This is a genomic window from Flammeovirga agarivorans (assembly GCF_012641475.1).
Lineage (GTDB): Bacteria > Bacteroidota > Bacteroidia > Cytophagales > Flammeovirgaceae > Flammeovirga > Flammeovirga agarivorans.
The window spans coordinates 236,083-257,154 of the sequence record NZ_JABAIL010000003.1; the positions used below are offsets into that span (position 1 = coordinate 236,083).

Genomic DNA, 21,072 nt, shown 5'->3' on the forward strand with positions numbered 1-21,072 from the left:
TCAATTACCCGTTAGTGGCGATAAAATATTTACTGTTCTTGTCTTCTGGGTTAAGTGATTCACTCTTAAAATTATTCCCTCCAACAAAATTCTGATAGAGCAATGGTAGTATCACTAGAATACTAAACATGGATGCGGCAAGACCTCCAATAACAGCGACCCCGAGAGGAGCTATTTGATCTCCACCTTCTCCCATGCCTAATGCCATAGGAAGCATTCCCACCATCATTGCTAATCCGGTCATAAGGATAGGTCTCAACCTATTTTCAGCTGCGGTGATAAATGCTTTTGTATTCCCTGCTTTTCTTTCTTCCTCTGCATTCGTGATAAATAATACGGCATTAGAAACGGCTACACCTACAGCCATGATCATTCCCATATATGACTGAATATTAAGAGTATGCCCTGTCAGTATAAGAAATACTAGAGATCCCCCGACAACCATAGGTAATATAGAGAGTGTTGTCATAGAAATTTTAAATGACTGGAAACTTGCTGCCAACATCAAGAATATTACAGCGATAGCAATACCTAACCCTAATTCTAACTCTCCTAAAGTAAGGTCCAATAAGTCAGACTGTCCTCTTTTTATGATTTTGATACCCGAAGGTAAATCTCCTAACGCCTGAATAGAACGGTCTAAATCTTTTATTGCTGTACCTAAATCCTTTTCATGAATATTGGCTGTGATGGTAATAAAGCGTTGTTGGTTGAGACGATCATATTCTGCTGGTGTTTCTACATTTTTCCAGCTTGCAACATCTCTTAAAAAGATCTTTTTCCCATCTTTATTCGCTACGGGAACCGACTCAATATCCTCAGGACTATTCATATCGTACTGTGGATATTCTACCTGTACTTGGTAGGCCACCCCAGAATTAGGGTCTCTCCAATAATTTGGTTGGGTGAATCTGCTTGATGAAGTCGCCGTTACCATAGATTTAGAGATTTCCACGACCGTTAACCCTAACTTCCCTGCCTTTATTCGATCAATGTCGATCTTTATGCCGGGATAATCCAAAGGGGTAGTAATTTGAACATCTCTGTAATAATCAATTTGTTGCATTTGAGCTTCCAACTGTTCTGCTACTTTCATCGAAGTGTTAAGGTCCTTACCTAGTATCGCCACTTCTAATGGGTTGGTAGCTCCAAGGTTCATCACTTGATCCACTAAATCTCCAGGTTCAAAAGATAATTTAGCTTCAGGATATGCTTTTAAAAACTTCTCTCTCAAGGCTTCTTTGAAATCTTCAATAGGATAACCTGCTTCCTTCTTCAAATTAATTTTTACAACAGATTCATGGGGTCCGCTGGTCCATAAGTGAATTAAGTTGACAGGAAAACTTGATGGTTGTGTACCGATAAATGCAGAAGTGATATCGACATTTTCCTCCCCCACAATTTCTTTTGTGATACTGAGTAAGTCTTTGGTTGCTTCTTCTGTTCGCTCTACTCTCGTACCCGTTTTTAATCGTAACCTTACTTGTGCTTGTCCTGCATCCACCTTTGGGAAAATATCAAGACCAATCACATAAAACCCTATACCAATAATACCCGCAGCTACTATAAAATAAGAAGTGACATATTTTCCAGAACTACTTTTCATACTATTGATCATACCAAGGTAAGCCAACTTAAATCGATCAAAATATTTACTTTCATGAGGTGAAGGATCAAACTTTTTCATTAACCAAACAGCCATTACAGGAACAAAAGTCATGGATAATAAGAAAGAAGCAATCATCGAAAAACCTACAGCTAAGGCCATTGGCATAAACATTCCCTTCGGTACTCCCGACATAAATAAAGCTGGGGCAAACACTGCCAGAATACTAAACAGAATCAGAAGTTTTGGAGTCACGATCTCTCTACAGCCTTCTAATACAGCTGCAGCTTTTGTTTTCCCCATCTCCAAATGTCGATGTATATTTTCTATCGTAACAGTTGCTTCATCTACAAGCATACCGACAGACAAAGCCAAACCTCCTAATGTCATAATATTGATGGTCTGACCAATCATATTTAAACAAATCACACTCGATAATATGGCAATAGGTATAGTTAATACTACTATTAATGCTCCTCTACGATCACCTAGAAATAGCATCACCATTAGTCCAGTTAGCAATGCTCCGATGCCTCCCTCAACCATTACACTTTTTAATGAATTAATCACATACCCCGACTGATCAAACTCATAAGAAACTTTGATATCTGAAGGTACAGCGGCTTGCATTTCTGGAAGTGATTTCTTTACATTTTGTACGACTTCCCATGTAGAAGCATCTGCCCTTTTTGTTACAGGGATATAGACAGATCTTGCTCCATCAACTAAGGCATAACCAGTCGTAATATCTGCACCAATAGAAACATTAGCGATATCGTTTAAATAGACATTGGCTCCATCTCTAAAAGACAATGGTATTTTACCAAAATCATCTATATCTTCTATGACTGTATTTTGAGGTGTGATCTTCATCTCATCTCCTATACCAATATTTCCTGCAGGAGAAATGGTATTGGACTTCGACAAAGCCGTTACGATCTCTTCTGGAGTATAATTGTATCGTTTTACTTTCTCAGGATCTACTTTCACTATTACTGTTTTAGAAGATCCACCAAAAGGAGGAGGAGCTGAAACGCCAGGTAAGGTGGAAAACATTGGTCTTACTTTAAATAATGCTAAGTCAGCAATTTCACCCAAGGTTCTAGTATCCGAAGAGAATACCAATTGTCCTACAGGCACAGACCCTGCGTCAAAACGCGTGATAAACGGAGGCACAGTACCCGGTGGCATAAATGCCCTTGAACGATTTACATATCCTACCACTTCAGCAGCTGCCTGACTCATATCTGTTCCTTCATGGAATTCGATTTTTATCAATGCATTCCCTTGTACTGACTTGGATTCCACTTTCTTGACTCCTGTTACATACAAAAAATGGTATTCATAATAGTTCGTTACAAACGATTCCATCTGATCAGGTGACAAACCTCCATAGGGCTGAGCCACATAGATTGTAGGTGAACCAAAAGTGGGAAAAATATCTATTTTCATATTACGGATAGCAAGAAAAGAGAATATGGCAATCCCTATCACACCAACCATCACCGTAATCGGTTTATTTAATGATCCTTCAATTAGTTTCATATTAGTTTTTTATTTGGTTAAGAAATAGCTGAATATCACCTTTCACAACAGCAAGCTGTAATAATGATTTCCATGCAGAAGCATAAGCGTTTTTCAATTTTGCTTCGGCATCTAACAGGTTGTACTGAGCTTCGATCAGCTCAGTGTAATTCACTAATCCTTGTTCATATCTTGTTTGCATGGATAAGTAGGCTCCTTGGCTGGCTTCGTATTCTACTGGAACTTCTTTGGCAATGGCCAATGCTGTATTTAGACCTGTTCGAGCCGTTACCTCTTGTTTTTTAAGGTTATTTTCTACTTTTCTAATGTTTTCTTGTGAAGCTCTTACAACTGCTTTCTGCTGTATATTTTTGGTCTTTTGAGAAGCTAAATCCATGATCGGAAAAACCAGCTGTAATCCCACTCCATAATTATAACGCTGCATTCCCCAACCGTCTGCATGATTCACTGTTCCATCGTATGCTACTCCAGAACCTCTTGCGTAGGTAGTGCCCCAAAATTCTAACTTCGGTGTCCATGCTCTTTTAATTTCTGTTAGTCTTGCCTCATTGGCTTCCAATTCTTTTGTTACGATCGTTAATGTTGGATGTACAAACGTAGCGGTATCTGTATAAGTTTTTATTGCTGAAGGCAAATGATTAAAGAAGAAAGTGCTAGTTGTTATTTCTTTCACTCCATCAGACGATAAGTATTCCTTTAACTGTTCTTCTTGACTAACCAATAAGTTTTTTAATTGATATAATTGCGATTTAGATTTCGACAATTCTGCATTCACTTTAAGACTATCAACTGAAGGACGTATACCACTCTCAACTAATTTTGTTATTCTTGTGAGGTTGAAATCATTCCTTTCAATATTTTTTTCGTATGTCGTAATTAATTCTTTTGTTGAAGCAATTTCTAAATAATAGAATGCGACTTGAAACTGTATTCTTAGTACCTCATTACTTACACTAGCCAACTGCTTCTCATAGATACTTTGGTTGTGAGCAATTGCATTTTTACGTTCTCCAAAAGTAATCGGAGACCATTTTACCATCATACTAACACCCGAACCTACAGTACCTCCATAATTGTCGTCCGATGGAGGACCACTAATTGGTACATTATTACCAGGATAATTCATTCCTGTAATGTTATTATAAGTAGCAAAATTGGCATCATAGCCAATATCTACCGAAGGCAATAAAGTCTTTTTCTCCAAAGAGATTTCTTCTTTTGAAGCTTCCGCTAAAGCTTGTTTTTCTGCTATAGATGGAGAATTTTCCTGAGCTATTTGTAGTAATTGATCCAAATCGGATTGTCCAAATGCTGTGTTTACGGTAGCATATACAAGGGTGTATAGTACCAGCATCCAAAACCATTTAATTTGGAATTTTTTAAATATATTTCGCATCATTTTTCTTAATTAGTTACTTCTTTTACAGTAGTCTAAGAAGTACATTCGATTGATAATTTTATGTTTAATTGTTTCGGTATATTCTTAGTTATTTATCTTTTCTCAACATTACAAAATTAAAGCGTAGTAAAGGTTGTTTTGGTGTCCATTTGAAAAAAGTATGGACTATTTGAAAAGACCCTGTTAATGAGATTGAATATTTGTTAGATATTTAACTTTCATTAAAATTGAATTGATTTCATTTAGTTTAGATGATTCGTTATGGTTTAGATGAAGGTAAATACTTATTCTACCTTTCATATTCTTAAAATAGATCAATATTCCACAAAGAATATAAATTTGTAAGGTTGCTCACTTACACATTTTCCGATAAACTATTTTTTTCTATAGTTTTGGCTTACCTAATTTTTACACAAATACTTACGCAAACTATAAATTATCTCATTAGCACTTATGTTATACCGAATTTTCATTATTCTATTAATGATTTGGGGATGTTTCAGCTGTAGAAAAAAAGAGACTGAAACGATACTCCCTAATAACTTATCTATCCAAATTAATTGTCCTGAATACCTAAGAGGAGAGCAAAACCTACAACTTCAATTAGAGAATACTGAAGAGCAAGATGTCATTATCAATGAAATTCAGATTTCTTACCATGGTCAAGTTATCTCAAATGCTTTTCATTTTAATCATGGAATATATCTTATCCCTTTTAATTCATTGAAACTAGAAGATGGTTGGAAGGAATTATTGATTCAAGCCAACACTGTTAGTCCTTTTCACACCAAAAAGATTAGCAAAACCATAAAGGTTTTTATCGATAATTACTTACCCACAGTGATTGTAGAAAAAGGATTTGTCGATCATCAAAATACAAGTACTATTACCAAGAATGATATCGGAACAAGTAAGGTAACTGATTATCAAAGTACAGGATACCTTTTCTTTACAGATACTTTAGGAAATCAAATAGGCGATTTTTACAATATTGAAACAATAGAAGGAGATACTTTACATGTGATGATTCCGGATGGCTTGTCGTCTACCCAATTTGTACGTCACTTCTGTTGGGTCTATCAGCAAGACTATTATTACCAAGCCCATGATTTGTCATATGATCAATCCCAACAACGGAAAGTTTATGACATCCAGTCGAAGTATATCGATTCTAAGAGTGAAATAAATCTTCAGCTTCAGTTATCAAAGGCAAAAGCGAATAGAGATAAACAAGAATATATCTATGTTTCCCTACCTACTAAGATAATGGCGGCTCACCCTTACTTATCACAACATTATGTAGATAGAGATTATGATGGAATGCAAACCATTCTGAAATTTGAAAAATTCTCCTCTGAAGACATTCAAAATCTTCTTATTGAACAACCTGATCATTCTTACGTTTACCTTGCTTTTCATCACCTAATTAGTAATGATACGATAACAGTGACGAAACAAGATTTTAGAACAGATTATAGGTTCTTTGAAAAGGACAGAGATACCCCTACTTCAAGATTTGCGGTCTATGATATTTATACTCTACCCAATAAAAAAGTCAAAAGATACGCAGAGAAGAAATTCCTCTTGGAAGACAATACTGATTATTATGTTGGGTATTATTTATTAAATAATAGTTCTCCAATCCAAAACTGTGTAAGTGTTGCTATTCATAATGATAAACAAATTGCTACCTCTTATAGAGAAACATACCATACAACTTATTTATCAAAAGCAATATCCCCTTATCAAGAAGATAACATTGAATACAGTTTTTCTAAAGAACACTTTGTGATGCAGCATACTTTTGAAATAGGTCAAACACAGAACTATTTTGAAAACTACTACTATGGGCAAGCAAAAAATGGATTAGAGATTTATGGCTACTTCACCATAGAAAGTGGTACGGAATTAAATTTCAAGTTTAAAAATATTGAGGGATTGAAGAAATTAGAAGATCTTATGCTTCATCAAATCTATACCAATAAAGTGGGCTCTCCGTACTGTATGGTTCGTTTTTCTTCTGTCGATGATTTTATCAGGTTAAGACTCAAACAGCATCAAAACCCTATGTATAAAGAGAATGAGCTTTTCAAAAAGACATTGAGGAAAGACTTTATTAAAAACTAGTTAGTTGTTTTTTGGATGGTCACATCTAAAACTTGTACCTGAGCATTCTTGCCAATTCTATAGCGTTTCCACCAAAAAGGTATTGTAGCAGCGGAAATTAAAAAGAATGCTCCTGATTGTAATAGAGCAACGTCTTTAGCATAATGATTTTCACTGTCTCTAGAAGTTGCTCCAGACAATAAAAACCCTGCCCCAATAAGTGCAGTACCTCCTGCAATCAGTTTGGGAAATGGTCTATGAAACTTTATGACCTCAATCTCTTTAATCGGGATTTGGGTCATAGATTTTGATAGAATAAATGAAGAATCCAATACGGCATGTACTTCATCATGATAGACTGCTTCTGTGCCTTTCATCTTAAATACTATCTGATCTCCAGCATATATTTTTCTCCTATTGCGGCCATAATTGTCTACTGCAATAAACTTCTGGGCGCAAACCATTTCAGAAAAAAAGAAAAATAGTAATGTTATTAAAAGTGATTTCAAAGGCATAATGAATAGATTTTAATTTGACAGTTTGCTAACTTTTTTGACACTTTTTAAAAAAATATAGTTGTAACAACTTATACTATCAAAGAATTTGTAACTTCAGTTTTATATATTGAAATTTACTTTGGATATTGATTTTTTTAAGATATTCGAGTTTAAGCAAACTATACTAACCATCTGATATCATGCGTATTTATAGCATTTTCTTCACGCTATTGTTGTGTTTACTTAGTTCTTCTTTTACCTGTTTAGGAAGTAATAAATACCCTAGAGCGACCTTTGGAAGAAATACTACTTATAATGGTGAAGACCATTCAACATACTCTATTTTTGTACCCCGAAAAGCAAAATTTGTTGAAGTATCTTCCATCGGTTTAACCACTTTTGATACGAACGTTGGAATTTACGATAATGAAAATACCTCTTACTACAATACTATTGATTACAATAATGATGCGTTCAATACAAGACAGTCTTATCTCAAGACAGATATTGCCGAATATCAAAGTCAATATATCTACATACGATGGGATAAAGCCTATTATGATAATGAGAACTACCCTTGGGAGTTAAAATTTTATGATGAAGACAATAAGCTAATTGATGAAGTTGAACTACCTGAATCAGTCATCAGGTATGGCCGCGAAATGGAACTTCCTTCAAAATCATTCTGGGGAGAGGAACTTCATTATGAGCTAGAAACGCCTACCTCTCTTATTTTAGACCAAGAAAATAATCTACTAAGTAGTAACAATACTGAGGGTACGTATAAAATAAGAATCTATACTGAAGGCTCGGCTCAATATTCTGCCTATGATACGCTTGTTTCCATCTACAATAGAGTACATGCCTCTGGAAAACCCTACCCTGCTTTAAATTATAGTGAAGAAGAGATCTTTACTAAAAAGGATCTTCTCAACCTACTTAACATTACATCTAATGCAGAAAACCCTTTAAAGTTATCCTCTAACAATTATAACGTAAGTATTGAGGGAAATGCGTTTCGACTCACTCGTTCCTTCAAAAACTCTGATATTCATATAAGAGTAGAAATAGATGAGAGTGAGCATTTTGCCCCTCTTTTCGAAAACCTCTACATTCCTGTTACTATGACTAAGTATAATATCTACTATGATGACTATTATGCTATTAAGGCCATATACGATAATATGAATGTGAAAAATTGGGAATCTAATCAATGGTTTAATGAAAATAAACCGGCCACTAGTTGGTCGTCTCACCTCAGCTTTAAAGAGCAACGATTGGATGATTATTCTGAATGCCTTTTCTTATATAGTATTTCATTAACCGACGACAATACCGAAGGGGAAATTCCCGAAGAGGCTAATCAGCTTCAGCACCTTTCGACATTGTATGTACGTAGCCTAGCAAATGTTCCTAACTTTGACAACCTTTCTCAATCGTCTTTATCTAGAATATATATTGAGCATTCTGGTTTCGATCATTTATCGCTACAACAAGAAGGGTGGAAAAATTTAAAGACGGTAACACTCAACTATCCCAAAAGGTTAGATGCTTCTTTTGCCAATTGGATTGGAAAATGGACAAGTTTAGAAAAGTTGGAAATATTAAGAGGTACACTTACAGAAATTCCTGATGAATTCTATCAATTAACAGCATTAAGAGAACTTGATTTAAACTCTAATCCATTTGTTGATTTTGATGAGAAGGTCAGTCAATTAACACAACTAAGAAAATTAGAATGGGAGTATGCAGAGGGTGACCTCCCTAAAAACTTTGAGAAAATCCCAAACTTAAGTTATCTAAATTTATCACATTCATTAGATAGCTTATTGCCCTTAGAAATTACACAATTAACCTCTTTGGATACTCTTGTTCTCAATTATTGCAACTTTGATGTTCTTCCAAAAGAGTTTAATCAACTCTCTAATCTTAAATCTCTTAGCTTGAGTAATAATTATATCTCTCATGTGGAAACCGATCTCACCAACCTTACTCAGGTATCTTCTTTAAATATTGATAGAAATAAACTGAGCCTTGATGAGTTAGATAAATTTAGAACAGCTGCAGAAAATGCAACCTACCTAAGGTATAATTATCAATATAACGAGAGAATACCTATTACTATCGATTCATCAAAAATTAGTCAAAATAAGATTATTATCCATGTGCAATCTGATAAACCGGGACGCTCGTATCAGTGGAAATACAATGGATATTATACAATTGATGGTGCTACATCTAAGAGCTTTACAGTCAAAAACTTTGGGGAGACAAAATCGAGTGTGTTCTGCGAAGTAAAAGATGATTTCTGGACAGATATTACTTATCAATCAGCATCCTATTTTAAGCCACAACGAGATATTAAATTGATCGTAAAGAATATCCCTGAAAATACACCCGAAGGAGTGAAAATACATGCTGTTGGTAATATCACTAATAACTTATATTACAAGGATACATACCCACTAGAGTACAACGAAGAGCTAGATCAATATGAAATTATACTCAATGAAAGATTAGGAAAAGTGACTTTTCAATTCTCTAAAGGTAAGAATGATGAGTTTGTTGAAGTCAATCGCTATGGCAATAAGTTTACAAGAACATTTAACCCTGAGACACTCACAAACACAGAATATGTGATTAGTGATATTGTGGCATGGAACTATGCGTCTCCTTATTGCCTAAACACTATTAATGTTACCGCAGGAGTACATCTCACACCTAAGCAAGGAATTAAAAAGTACCGCTTTACTGCGAATCAAGATATGACGATTCGTATCTCTTCTTATAAGCATACTTTTTTAAATACTTATTTAGAAATCTACGATGATTGTAATACTGGTGGATACCTATTAGGATGGAGTTCTAATCATGAAAACTCATTACAATCACAGTTGGATTATACTTTATTCAAAGGGCAGTCCATTAATATTGTTTGGGAAGATGAAATGACAATGGCAGGATATGACAGTCAGTTTGAATGGGAGCTTTCAATCCTTAATGGTTCGAAGTTAGAACAAACAGACCTCAGTACTTCCTATCCAAATATTAAAAGTTTAGGCAACTATTCTTTAGATCTAAAAACTGACAATGACCTTCCTTTACAAGCTGAAGTCATTTCAGGTAATGCTATTATTGAAGATAACATCTTAAAAGTAATCGGTCGAGGTAATTACCAAATTCGTTTTTATAATGAAGGAGATAAATATTACTCTCCTTTTGAGACTGTTAAAAGCTTTTCGTTAGCCTATATTAAAGGTCACTACTATGATCTATCAAAGTTGATAACAACGAATCATGTAGGTGTCTATGAAATCACTGAAGAGTTTTCAAATGCTGATGAACCTGTACAGATTGAATTTTCGGGTGATAATATTACCTATGAAGCACCCTACCTTACTATTCATAAAAAAGGACAGTTTCAAGCACATATTTCTACATCAGTACTCTCTAATTACACACCCCTCGATGAGACCATTTATATTACAGTAAACTCAGATTATTCTGAAACCTTGGATAATTTCTTTGAAGAAGTAACAACTACAGGGTACTATGATCTCCCGAGTATTATTAGATCGAAAGGTTTCGCTATCAGATCATTAAATGATCATGCTGAAATTGAAGCCTTCTTTAACGTCACTTCTATCAAAATTAATGAATTAGCAAAAATTGAATTAGAGCTTTCAAAGGCTGCAACTAAAGACCGCTTTAAAACATCGGTTTCCTACCTCTATTACCTAGAAGAATCTCCAAACGAAGGAAAGCCTGATACTGATGAAGGAGACAATGATAATAACGGTGGTGAAAATAGTGAAGAGGATAATAGTGGAGATGATGATAATAATGAAGAAGGTAACAGCGGAGATGGTGATTCGAATGAGGAAGAAACTAATCCTGATGGAGGAAATAATGGAGAAGTAACAAATACCATAGACACTTCATCCACTCAATTTAGTATTTTCCCTAATCCGGCAAATCATATCATTTACGTTCAAAATGATGTCATAAATACTGCGAACTGTTCTTTATTCCTTTCAGACCTTAGCGGAAAGAGTATGGAAATCGATACTCAAATTTATGATCAGAAGAATGTAATGATTGATATTTCAACACTGCAAACTGGAGTTTATATTCTATTGATTGTAGATGATCAAGGAAGACTTTATTCACAGAAGATTATCAAAGAGTAATCCGTTAATGTAGCAAGAAAGTTATATATTTTTGGCTTTCACAATAACAGATAAATACACAAAAAAACGCCTTATGTAACGAAATACATAAGGCGTTTTTTATTGAAGTTTTTACCTCTTTATTATTCTTTGTCTTACTACTGTATGATCCTCCAATACTATCTCTATCAAGTATATACCTTGGGTAAAATCTGTAATATTGTAAGCACTTTGTGGTACCTGAAAAGATTTTATCAGTTTACCTTCTAAAGAATAGATTATTAGCTGTTGATGAGTGGTGGTTACTTTAAATTGGTCACGCACTGGGTTAGGATAGACCACCAATTCATCTTCTAACAGTTGGTCAATATTGGTCACTAAATTATATTCCCACTTGGCATATAATTCAATATCACCATAACTTCCTGCAGGAATTGAGTGCTGTTCCTCCAAGAAAGTTGCGTCTTTATACCATCCTTTAAAGTCGTAGTTATTCCTTTTCGCTTCAACAAAAATTATACTATCAGAAGCAATGTTGTAAGACCTTGGATTATCCTCATTACGGTATTCATCATGGTAAATAATATGATATTCCGCTATCGTAAATTCAGGGTACAAAGTAATATCTCCTCCCACAGAAGGAATAGCTGTGATTTTATTTTCCAATTGCTCTTCTAAATACCACCCTGAGAAATCATACCCCATTTTCACTGCATCATTTAATGGTGTATTAAAATCATACACTGTAAACTTTGATGGATTATTTGCTTCATAGATTTCCTTATCACTGTAGTAAATCGTGTACTCGTCAACACTGAACTCAGCATATAAATCTAAATTTCCAAGGTTCTCTTCTGTTACCGCAACTACTTCATCGGTAAAGTCTGGATTTGAGGACCACTTGATAAATGTAAAGTCTGCTTTTGTTGCCGGTGTTAATACTAACCCTAAATCGGCGATAGTTACTGTCTTTGGGTTTTCATGAATAACCCCTTCCATATGATGATAAGTAAGAGGGTATACCACAGGTGTAAGTAGAGGATATAAATCGATATCATCATAAGAGCCCTGCTCAATATTTTCTACTTTCTCTGTGAATTCCTTATCCGTGTACCAACCTTCAAAAATATAGTGTGCCTTTGAGATTTCAGGTAAATTAAAGGTTGGCGTATTAATCGTAAATTCCGACGGGAATTTATCCGTATCGATACCTTCTTCTACATGATATTTAATTTGATACTTTTTCAGTCCTCCAACCGTAAAATCAAATGATTTATTTTCTTGAATATCTTCAATATTAATCTCACTAGGAATCACTTCGTATCCCTTGGTTTTAGGAGTGATAGTAAAAGAGTTTCCTTTGTTGGCCATGAGCGTTGTAGATTGCGAATCTCTTAGCTTTGAAACTAAATTGACATCTCCTGAGACTTCGTAATAGTATACCTCACCTTCTGGAAAATTAAGATTTACCTGTAGCTCTGGAATCTTATTATCTCGATATGACATTAAATTACCATAAGGAATATTATCTCCAGATTCGCTAATTAATTCATCCAACACATTACTCTTATAGGTCTTATAACTTATCCACTTTGTCGATTGACCATACACTGACGATAAACTAGGATATGGTAAATACAACATTGTTGAGAATGTAAATTCTCCGATATATAGCAAAGTGGTCGGCAAATCAATAACAGGGAAATTATTGTTATGATAAAACACTCCATCTTCCAAAAATTTTAATCCTTCAGGTAAGTTGATATCGATGATATTATTGTAATCGAACACATTATCTTGCAATCGAGTAAGCTGACTATCTTCCTCCTCAAATTTCACTTTCCATAGGTTATTGTTACTAAATGCTTCATAACCAATTTCCCTTACTGTGTTAGGAAAGTATAACTCTTCTATATCATTTCCTCGAAAAGCAAGAGGTCCAATCCATTCAATATTCTCTCCTAATTCTAATTCTTTAATCTCATTACTTAGAAAAGCACCTTTCCCTATTGATTTTATATTTTCTCCTAATTTCAATGTTTTAATCCCTAAGCTACTGAAGACATAATCACCAATACCTTCAATAGGTTGCCCATTTAACTCATCAGGGATAATGATATGTTGAATACTCTTATTAGAGAAGTACTCTACAAGCACATTATTTTCTATCCTCATATGATTTTCATCTAATGTAATTGTGTCTTCCACTATAAAGGTATATTCTAAATAAGGCTTCGCTTGATACTCTCCTTTAGGATAAGTATAGCTCCCTGCCTTCCAATAACCTTCGAATGTTGGATGCTCAGGTAGGTGAAAAGGTACCCATGGATGTGAAGTTGAGTAACTCAATTCATTAAACGCTTTACTCTTAATATGTACCAATGAATTGGGAAGTTCGATCGTATCATAAGCATTTCCATAAAATGCCTTTTCACCAATAGAAAGTAATCCTTCATTGAAATCTATAAAGGCAATTTCATTATCCTTAAAAGCAAAATCTCCAATATTTTTCACAAAACTTGGTATCGAGATCGTCCCTGAAATCTTGTTTCCTTGAAAAAGTTCACTACTGATTTTTTTCAAATTTGTTGGTAAATAGAGGACTTCCAATTCATTATCCATAAATACACCATCGCCCAAAAGAATATCATTGTTCTTATAAAGAATTTCATTGATACTATTCCCTTGGAAAGCATAATTACCTACTTCTTGTATGGAAAGTGGTAAAGTCAGTTTTTCGATCTTATTGCCCCTAAGGAATTCTGTCGGTATACGGTTAATTCCTTCAGGGAATACTAATTCAGTAAAGTTATTATTTTTAAAAACCCCTGTGCCTAAAGAAACTACTTGATCATTAAATATTACAGTACTTAGGTGATTTAAAGCAAAGGCAAAATCTCCAAAATCAGTAACATTGCTCAAGTCAACCTCTTCTAGGTTACACCCATAAAAAGCATAATCACCTATTTTTTTAACACCCGAGGGTAATACCACTGTCGATAAACTTTTATTATTCTGAAAAGTGTTAGGAGCAATTTCAGTCATCCCTTCAGGTATGACAACTGCTTCTAACTTTGCTCCACTAAATGCTCCATACTGGATTTCTACTAGTGTTGACGGTAAGGTAATAGAAGTAAAACTACTGTTCATAAAGGCTTCCCTTTCTATCACTTTTAATGTCTCCGGTAGTTTGATTTGATCGATCTTACTGTACCTAAATGAACGTTCATAAATCGTATCATATTCAGAAGATATTTCAATGTATTTGGCACTGACATTATTAAAGAATTCTTCTCCTACCTTCGTTACTTTTATTCCTCCAAATTGGGCAGGGAGAAAAACTCTATCATAATACATAAAGTCTTTTCTATTCAACTTCGAAAGTACCCCATTATCATCGATAACGACATCATCTAATGTTAGTGTATAATCTTTCGCCCCATCAATCAGAATATAAGAACGATTGTAGTTTGCACTGTACGTAATTTCCTCTAAAGGTTCATAAATCTTCCCTGTTTCCACTTCCAACCAAATACTCGTCCCGTCTAATGGTTCAGGCATGGGTAATGACTTCAATTGACTATTATACATGAAAATATTTTTATCAATTCTTTTTAAGGCTGAAGGTGAAGGCAAGTGAAATCCTTCGTACAAACTGCTTCCAAAAACACCTTCGTGTATTTCTTCTAAACTCTCGGGGAGTATCACAGAAGTGAAATTATTATACTGTAATGACCACTTTTCTAAAATCGTCACTGTATTTGGAAGCTCTATACTTACTAAATGCTTATTACGTAATACATTCTCCCCTAAGATTTTGACTTCTTGATCCTGTAGTATTTCAGGTATAATTAACTGTACATCGGTTAAATCTGGGTAGACTGTCACCAAACGTCCATTGACTATTTCAACATCTGCATCTGTTAATGTATATGGAACTGAGGTGTCGATTGGGGGGCGTTCTTCTACTGATTCTCTATAGCTATAAGTTACTGTCAAAGATGGCGTTCGCATACCTGGAGGAAAAGCATAACTACTCGTATACCATAGTTTTCCTTCTGTAGCAGAGTGAGGCAAAATGAAAGATAAGAATTCATTATTAATAAATGCACTACTTTTAATCTCTCGCACTTTTTCATTGAAGTTGAGGGTGTTCTCACTTAATAGATTTGACGCAAAGCTTCTTTCCCCTATCACTTCTATATTTTCAGGAAAAGTAATTTCTGTTAGTCTATTACTCGCAAAACATTCCTCTGAAATTTCCACTAATGTCGAGGGCAAGTGTAAAACACTTATTTCATTTCGATAAAATGCCTCTTCACCTAATGTTCCTGTAAAATCACTCAGGTCTAAAGCTTGTATTTTGTTATTCTCGAAACAACTTTCTGAGATGTAATTAATTTTATCACCAATAGTAAGTACTTTAATTTCATTTTCTGCAAATGCTGCTTCCCCTAACTCTACTTCCTTGTCCTTTAACGCCAGAGCAGCTATCTGGTTCCCATAAAATGAACGATCACCAAAGTAAATATGGTTGGTCTCAATGTTCAACTCTACTATCTGGTTTTTCCAAAAAGCATTACTTTTTACACTATCCAATGAAGCTGGTAATGTTATACTTTTAAGCTGATTTTCGTAAAAAGCTCTTTCTCCTATGACTTCTAAGGTTGAAGGTAGGTTCACTTCTTCAATTACATTTCCTTCAAAGATATTATCTCCAATTTTAGTTACCCCTTCGGGTATTACAACCTTTTTAATGGATTCAAAATCTTTGAAATAAGCATCGGGCAATACTTTCCAACCTTCTAAGAAAACGACTTCTTCAAGTGATCGATTATCTTCAAATGGATTCTTGTATAGTTCTACATCAGCAGGTATCTGAAGGGAAGAAAATGAGTTATAACTAAATGCATTTTCCCCGATATAACTTATTCCTTCAAAATCAACTTCAGTCAGAAAATTACTTCTAAAAGAATATTCAGGAATACTATCATTATATACCTCTTTCAAAACCATCTCAGTAAGTCGGTTTTCTCTAAATAACCCTTTAGGAACTCTATTCAACTGCCCATTAAATGCTACATTTTCAAGTTCATTTCTCCTAAAACATTCATCTCCAATTTTTGTCACTGAAGAAGGAATCGTTATTTCTTTTAGTTGATTATCATAGAAAACTCCCTCCCCCAAAGAATCTAAACCTTCTGGTAATTGAACTGCAGTTAAGTAGTTTCTAGCAAATGCTCCATCTCCAATAATTTCTACAGATTCCGGGATAATAACCGAGTGGATTCGATGTTTTTCGAACGCCTGTTTTCCTATCACTTTTACCGTTGGAGGAATCACGACACTTCTTATAAACTCTGACCGATTGAATAAAAATGTTTCCTCGTCTATTTTTCTTAAGAAGGCTTTCTCACCAATCTCAATAATTTCTTGGTTGTCTAAAATTCTAGGAATAATAATATCTCCATAGACATATGAAGATTTTAGTAAGATACCATTTTCCACAATTACATCATCGTCTTCCAAGACATGCTGAGCTTGAGTAATAGACGTAAACGTACTAAGGAAAATTAGTAGAAGAAGTGGTAGTCTGTACATCCGTAATAGAAGTTTGCTTTAATATAGATTTTAATAGCAATTTAGATAATTTTTCATTTTTTAAAAACAAACACAACAGTAATGTTATCTGTAATACACTCACCATCAATAAGAGAATAAATAACAGAAGGTCAGTACTTAAATTTCTTAACAGCACTATTCATCCTTAATCTCTACCTTTACGTTTAAATAAAGTACATCAAGATCATTTTGTCTATGGAAAAGGAACTGCTGATTGTTTGGAATGAAATGCATGAGCGTTTATTGAACTTTGTCAATAGTAAAGTTCATGACGACGATTTATCTCAAGATATTGTTCAGGAAGTCTTTATTAAAGTGTTCTCAAAAATCGATACACTAAAAGATAAGGACAAACTTGTTGCATGGATTTTTCAGATCACAAGAAATGAGATTGTTTCCTATTTCAGACAAAATAAAATTCAATTACCTGCCGATGAACTTGTGGAGGACAACGAAGTATTGGAAGATGAATACTTAGATGAAATCATCAATTATGTTCACCCAATGATTAATGTTTTACCCCAAAAATACAAAGAGGCCTTAGTGTTATCAGACATAGAAAATATCTCACAAAAAGAATTAGCAGAGAAACTTCAAATTTCTTATTCAGGTGCTAAATCTAGAGTACAAAGAGGTCGAAAATTGCTTAAAGAAACGTTTGATAAATGTTGTGATATAACCACTGATGTATACGGTGGTGTTATTGATTGCAAACCAAAAGACCCATTTAATCAATGTGACTAAACTTATTTTGCGTCTTTTTTTTACGCCAGCGTCTATAGGGTGTTTTTAGTAATAAAGGCCTTAAAATGAAGAGATAAATACTGAATAGATACGTTTTATCTACTCTTCTTCACTTCATTTTCTGTTTAGCGTAAATAAAAAATAGCAATAAAGATGAGTTTATTTGATCAGACACAAGCTGTAGAGAACCACTTCGCAAAGAGTAATCCTAATTACTTGGAATCCATGTTCGGAAGAACAGATCTTGCTCCATTATGGATTGCAGATATGGAATTCAAAATCGCTGCACCTATTTCTGAGGAACTGAAACGTTTAGTGGATAGAGGGGTATACAGTTATGAATTTATTGAGAAAGATGTTGTTCAAGCCATATCCGATTGGAACCTTAAAAGACATCAATTACAACTTGATACTTCCTCTTTTCTCCAAGTACCTGGTGTGTTAACTGGTATTTCTATACTTGTCAGAGAATTATCACAAGAAAGAGATGCCGTACTTGTACAGACACCAGTATACCATCAGTTCTTTAAATTAATAAAATCTGCCAATAGAACTGTTGTAGAAAACCCTCTTAAAATTCAAGATGGGAAGTATTTCATCGACTTCGAAGACCTAGAGCAGAAGTTCAAATCAGAGAAGGTGAAACTGATGATTCTTTGTAACCCTCACAACCCTGTTGGGCGCGTATGGACCAAAGAAGAAATGATACAGTTGAACCATCTTGCCAATCAATATGGGGTAACAATTATTAGTGATGAAATTCACTCTGATATCATTTTTTCTACTTCAAAATTCAATAGTATTGCCTCTGTTGATACTTTACAAAAGCATATTGCAGTAATTGGTTCTCCTGCTAAAACATTTGGTATGCACAGTATCTCGAATGGTTATTTATATGTTCCTAATGAAGACGTTCGCCAGCAATTAAAATCAATTATCGGTGGTATGTATTTAGATCATGGCAATATTTTATCGGCTTACGGAACAATTGCCGCTTACACTAAAGGGGAAGAGTGGCTCAACGAATTATTGGGTTATCTAGAACAATCCAATCAATGGATCAAAGAGTTTGTTTCAAATGAGTTGCCTGCTGTCACACTTTTCCAACCAGAAGGAACGTATCAGATTTGGTTAGATTTTAGCGCTCTGAAACTTTCCGATGAAATACTACAACATTTAGTTGTTGATAAAGCAAAACTCGCACTAACTCCTGGTAATTGGTTTGGAGAACAACATGGACAATTCATGAGAATGAACATTGCTTCTCCTTTAGCTACTTTACAAGATGCTTTTTATCGTTTAAAAAAGGCCATTGATGAAAGGGATCAACTTACTGAATTAAAAAAAGAAGCAAGTAAAGGTTGCTGTTCTTGCTAACAAATATATAATGAAGAAAGGAGAACGATTGTAATTGAAATCGTTCTCCTTTTTTATTTACTCTCCTATATATCAACCTACAGACTACCATTGAACATTAAGTCCAAAATAAGCTACCGAATTTAAGTTTTCAGTTAATGGAACCTCTTTATGATTATAATATATTTGATGTCTTATGTTGAGCCCTAACCATTTATTTACCATAAAATTTAATACCAATAAATTACCCAGTCCTCTATAATCTGTATCTTTTGTCGATTGATAAGTCAGCACTTCCCATTCTACTTGAAATAGCTTTGATATTGGAAATCTTGCTCTAGCAAAAGCACTCCAACTAAATGCTTCATGCAATGGTGTTTCGGTAAACTGAAAATTCAAGTACCCTGCCATCACATGCAACTGCAAATAAGTATTGGGCTTTTGTTTTAGTACATTCCAACCCATACCCCCACCTAAAAAAGAGGATTTATCTATATGGTACGATTGGGCAAAACCATTCAAACCATATACAACAGGGTATATTTTCTGTTGATGTCCGTATTGCATCAAACCACTTACCCAAAAATCATTGACCACCTCAAACTCTTCTACTTTTATATACTGATAGTTCACATCTAGTTCTACATATATTTTGGAATTATGTAAGGTCGATCGTAGTGTAGGCATAATACTGTACTGATTTAAATTTCCAGATTGATGTCTTCCAATTAACGACACTCTATTGTTCCATTTCAAGGTATCTAACTCTTGAGAAAAAGCGGTCATGCTAAATAGTATGATAAAAGAGAGTAGTAATGTTTTCATTTTTGTTTAATATAATATTATTGTACATACATCAATTAATGTAAAAAATATATTGTTACAACAACTAATGTATATACAATAGTATAGAAGAATTTTAGTTTTATCAACTTTTTAGTCTAAAAATTTACTTTATTCGATAAAAATGAGAGGATATAATAGTTCCAATGAGTTTTTTTTAAGCCTTATTCTATATTGACTGTTTCTGAAAGAATTTCTTTCCACTCCGGGTTTTTCTTGATATATGCCGCTACAAATGGACATAAAGGAACCAATTTATATTCGGTTTTCTCTTTAATTTCAATCAATACATCTAACACCAATTTTTTTCCTATTCCTCTTCCCCCTAAAGATCGAGGAACCTCAGTATGCGTTAAGTAAATATTACCTCGAGCAATCAGGTAATCTATAAATGCAATATGACCATCAACATGGTATTCGTAACGTTTTCTTTCTTGATTATTGATTAATTGATTTTCCATTTTGGGTAGGTGTTAAAGTACTGATAACCTTTTAGGTGTTGATCTAATTTAAGGATAATAATTGGTAGAACTATAATAAGTGATGGTCTGATTCAACTGCAAACCACCACTTTTCTTTTACAAGGCATGAATATATGTACTAAAATAAAATAATGTGATATTGATCACTGCAGACCACATAACAGCACTAATAAACATGTACTTTATGATTTGCCTTTTGTCTGCTCCTAATGTTAGTATGATGATCATTCCTAACGGAGGTCCAAAAAGAATCGGTGTAAGAAATGCTACACCTTTTATCCCATCCTTTCTCCAAATTTTTACGATCAGTCGATTTTTCTTCGTGAAGATTTTTCTCTTTTTCTTCTTCGGTCTACTCTTAAATTTTTCTTTAATGTAAGATCCTCCATAGGCCAATAGAATCACCATAGCCATCATTCCTGTAAAACATAAAATAATGGATTCATATACTGACAAACCTTCTTTTAATGCCATAAAAGGACCCAATTCGAATTTAAAAGCACTCATTATTATTATTGATAAATAATGTGCTAGTGTTTCCATTTGTGTTGTTGATTATTTTGATTGATTGTTAGGTGAATGTACCTTCTATTTTACTGAGTATTTACTTTTAAAGATTTGATTTTTAATCTTCTAACCCCATTAATAGTACGTTTTGAATAGACTTTAATTAGTTTTTGGTAGTAGATTCAATAAACCTAAA

11 protein-coding genes are annotated in these 21,072 nt (G+C 34.2%); 4 read left to right on the forward strand and 7 right to left on the reverse strand.

The annotated features are described in order from the left end of the window. Window positions 1-4: 4 nt before the first annotated feature. Both HGP29_RS10125 and HGP29_RS10130 read right to left on the reverse strand, forming a co-directional pair. Entirely contained in the window at window positions 5-3,151 is a 3,147-nt protein-coding gene (locus tag HGP29_RS10125; RefSeq protein WP_168882282.1) for an efflux RND transporter permease subunit, read from the reverse strand. Between the two features lies 1 nt (window position 3,152). Further along, window positions 3,153-4,505, reverse strand: a complete 1,353-nt coding sequence (locus HGP29_RS10130; protein ID WP_211093259.1) for a TolC family protein — start codon at window positions 4,503-4,505, stop codon at window positions 3,153-3,155. A 498-nt stretch (window positions 4,506-5,003) separates the two neighbouring features. Here HGP29_RS10130 and HGP29_RS10135 point away from each other — a divergent pair, with 498 nt between their 5' ends. Continuing rightward, complete coding sequence (locus tag HGP29_RS10135; RefSeq protein WP_168882284.1) at window positions 5,004-6,677, forward strand: hypothetical protein; 1,674 nt, start codon at window positions 5,004-5,006, stop codon at window positions 6,675-6,677. On the opposite strand, the gene HGP29_RS10140 is transcribed toward HGP29_RS10135, so the two are convergent. Continuing rightward, the gene (locus HGP29_RS10140; RefSeq protein ID WP_168882285.1) at window positions 6,674-7,171 is read right to left on the reverse strand and encodes a hypothetical protein; all 498 of its coding nucleotides are present in this window, start codon (window positions 7,169-7,171) and stop codon (window positions 6,674-6,676) included. The two genes, HGP29_RS10135 and HGP29_RS10140, sit on opposite strands and share 4 nt — an antisense overlap. 182 nt (window positions 7,172-7,353) lie before the next feature. Between HGP29_RS10140 and HGP29_RS10145 the strand changes: the two genes are divergently transcribed. After that, a complete protein-coding gene (locus tag HGP29_RS10145; RefSeq protein WP_168882286.1) occupies window positions 7,354-11,343 on the forward strand; it encodes a T9SS type A sorting domain-containing protein in 3,990 nt (1,329 codons plus the stop codon). A gap of 111 nt (window positions 11,344-11,454) precedes the next feature. Here the strand turns inward: HGP29_RS10145 and HGP29_RS10150 are convergent, their stop codons facing one another. Beyond that, window positions 11,455-16,923, reverse strand: a complete 5,469-nt coding sequence (locus HGP29_RS10150) for a leucine-rich repeat protein (protein ID WP_168882287.1) — start codon at window positions 16,921-16,923, stop codon at window positions 11,455-11,457. Window positions 16,924-17,139: 216 nt separating this feature from the next. Between HGP29_RS10150 and sigZ the strand changes: the two genes are divergently transcribed. Both sigZ and HGP29_RS10160 read left to right on the forward strand, forming a co-directional pair. After that, window positions 17,140-17,688, forward strand: coding sequence for an RNA polymerase sigma factor SigZ (gene sigZ / locus HGP29_RS10155; protein WP_168882288.1), 549 nt, complete (start codon window positions 17,140-17,142; stop codon window positions 17,686-17,688). Between the two features lie 153 nt (window positions 17,689-17,841). Next, window positions 17,842-19,065, forward strand: a complete 1,224-nt coding sequence (locus HGP29_RS10160; RefSeq protein ID WP_168882289.1) for a MalY/PatB family protein — start codon at window positions 17,842-17,844, stop codon at window positions 19,063-19,065. 84 nt (window positions 19,066-19,149) lie between these two features. Here the strand turns inward: HGP29_RS10160 and HGP29_RS10165 are convergent, their stop codons facing one another. The 3 genes from HGP29_RS10165 to HGP29_RS10175 form a co-directional block, all read right to left on the reverse strand. Continuing rightward, complete coding sequence (locus tag HGP29_RS10165; RefSeq protein WP_168882290.1) at window positions 19,150-19,869, reverse strand: DUF481 domain-containing protein; 720 nt, start codon at window positions 19,867-19,869, stop codon at window positions 19,150-19,152. A 182-nt stretch (window positions 19,870-20,051) separates the two neighbouring features. Beyond that, a complete protein-coding gene (locus HGP29_RS10170) occupies window positions 20,052-20,348 on the reverse strand; it encodes a GNAT family N-acetyltransferase (RefSeq protein WP_168882291.1) in 297 nt (98 codons plus the stop codon). 117 nt (window positions 20,349-20,465) lie between these two features. Beyond that, window positions 20,466-20,912, reverse strand: a complete 447-nt coding sequence (locus HGP29_RS10175) for a hypothetical protein (RefSeq protein ID WP_168882292.1) — start codon at window positions 20,910-20,912, stop codon at window positions 20,466-20,468. Window positions 20,913-21,072: the final 160 nt, after the last annotated feature.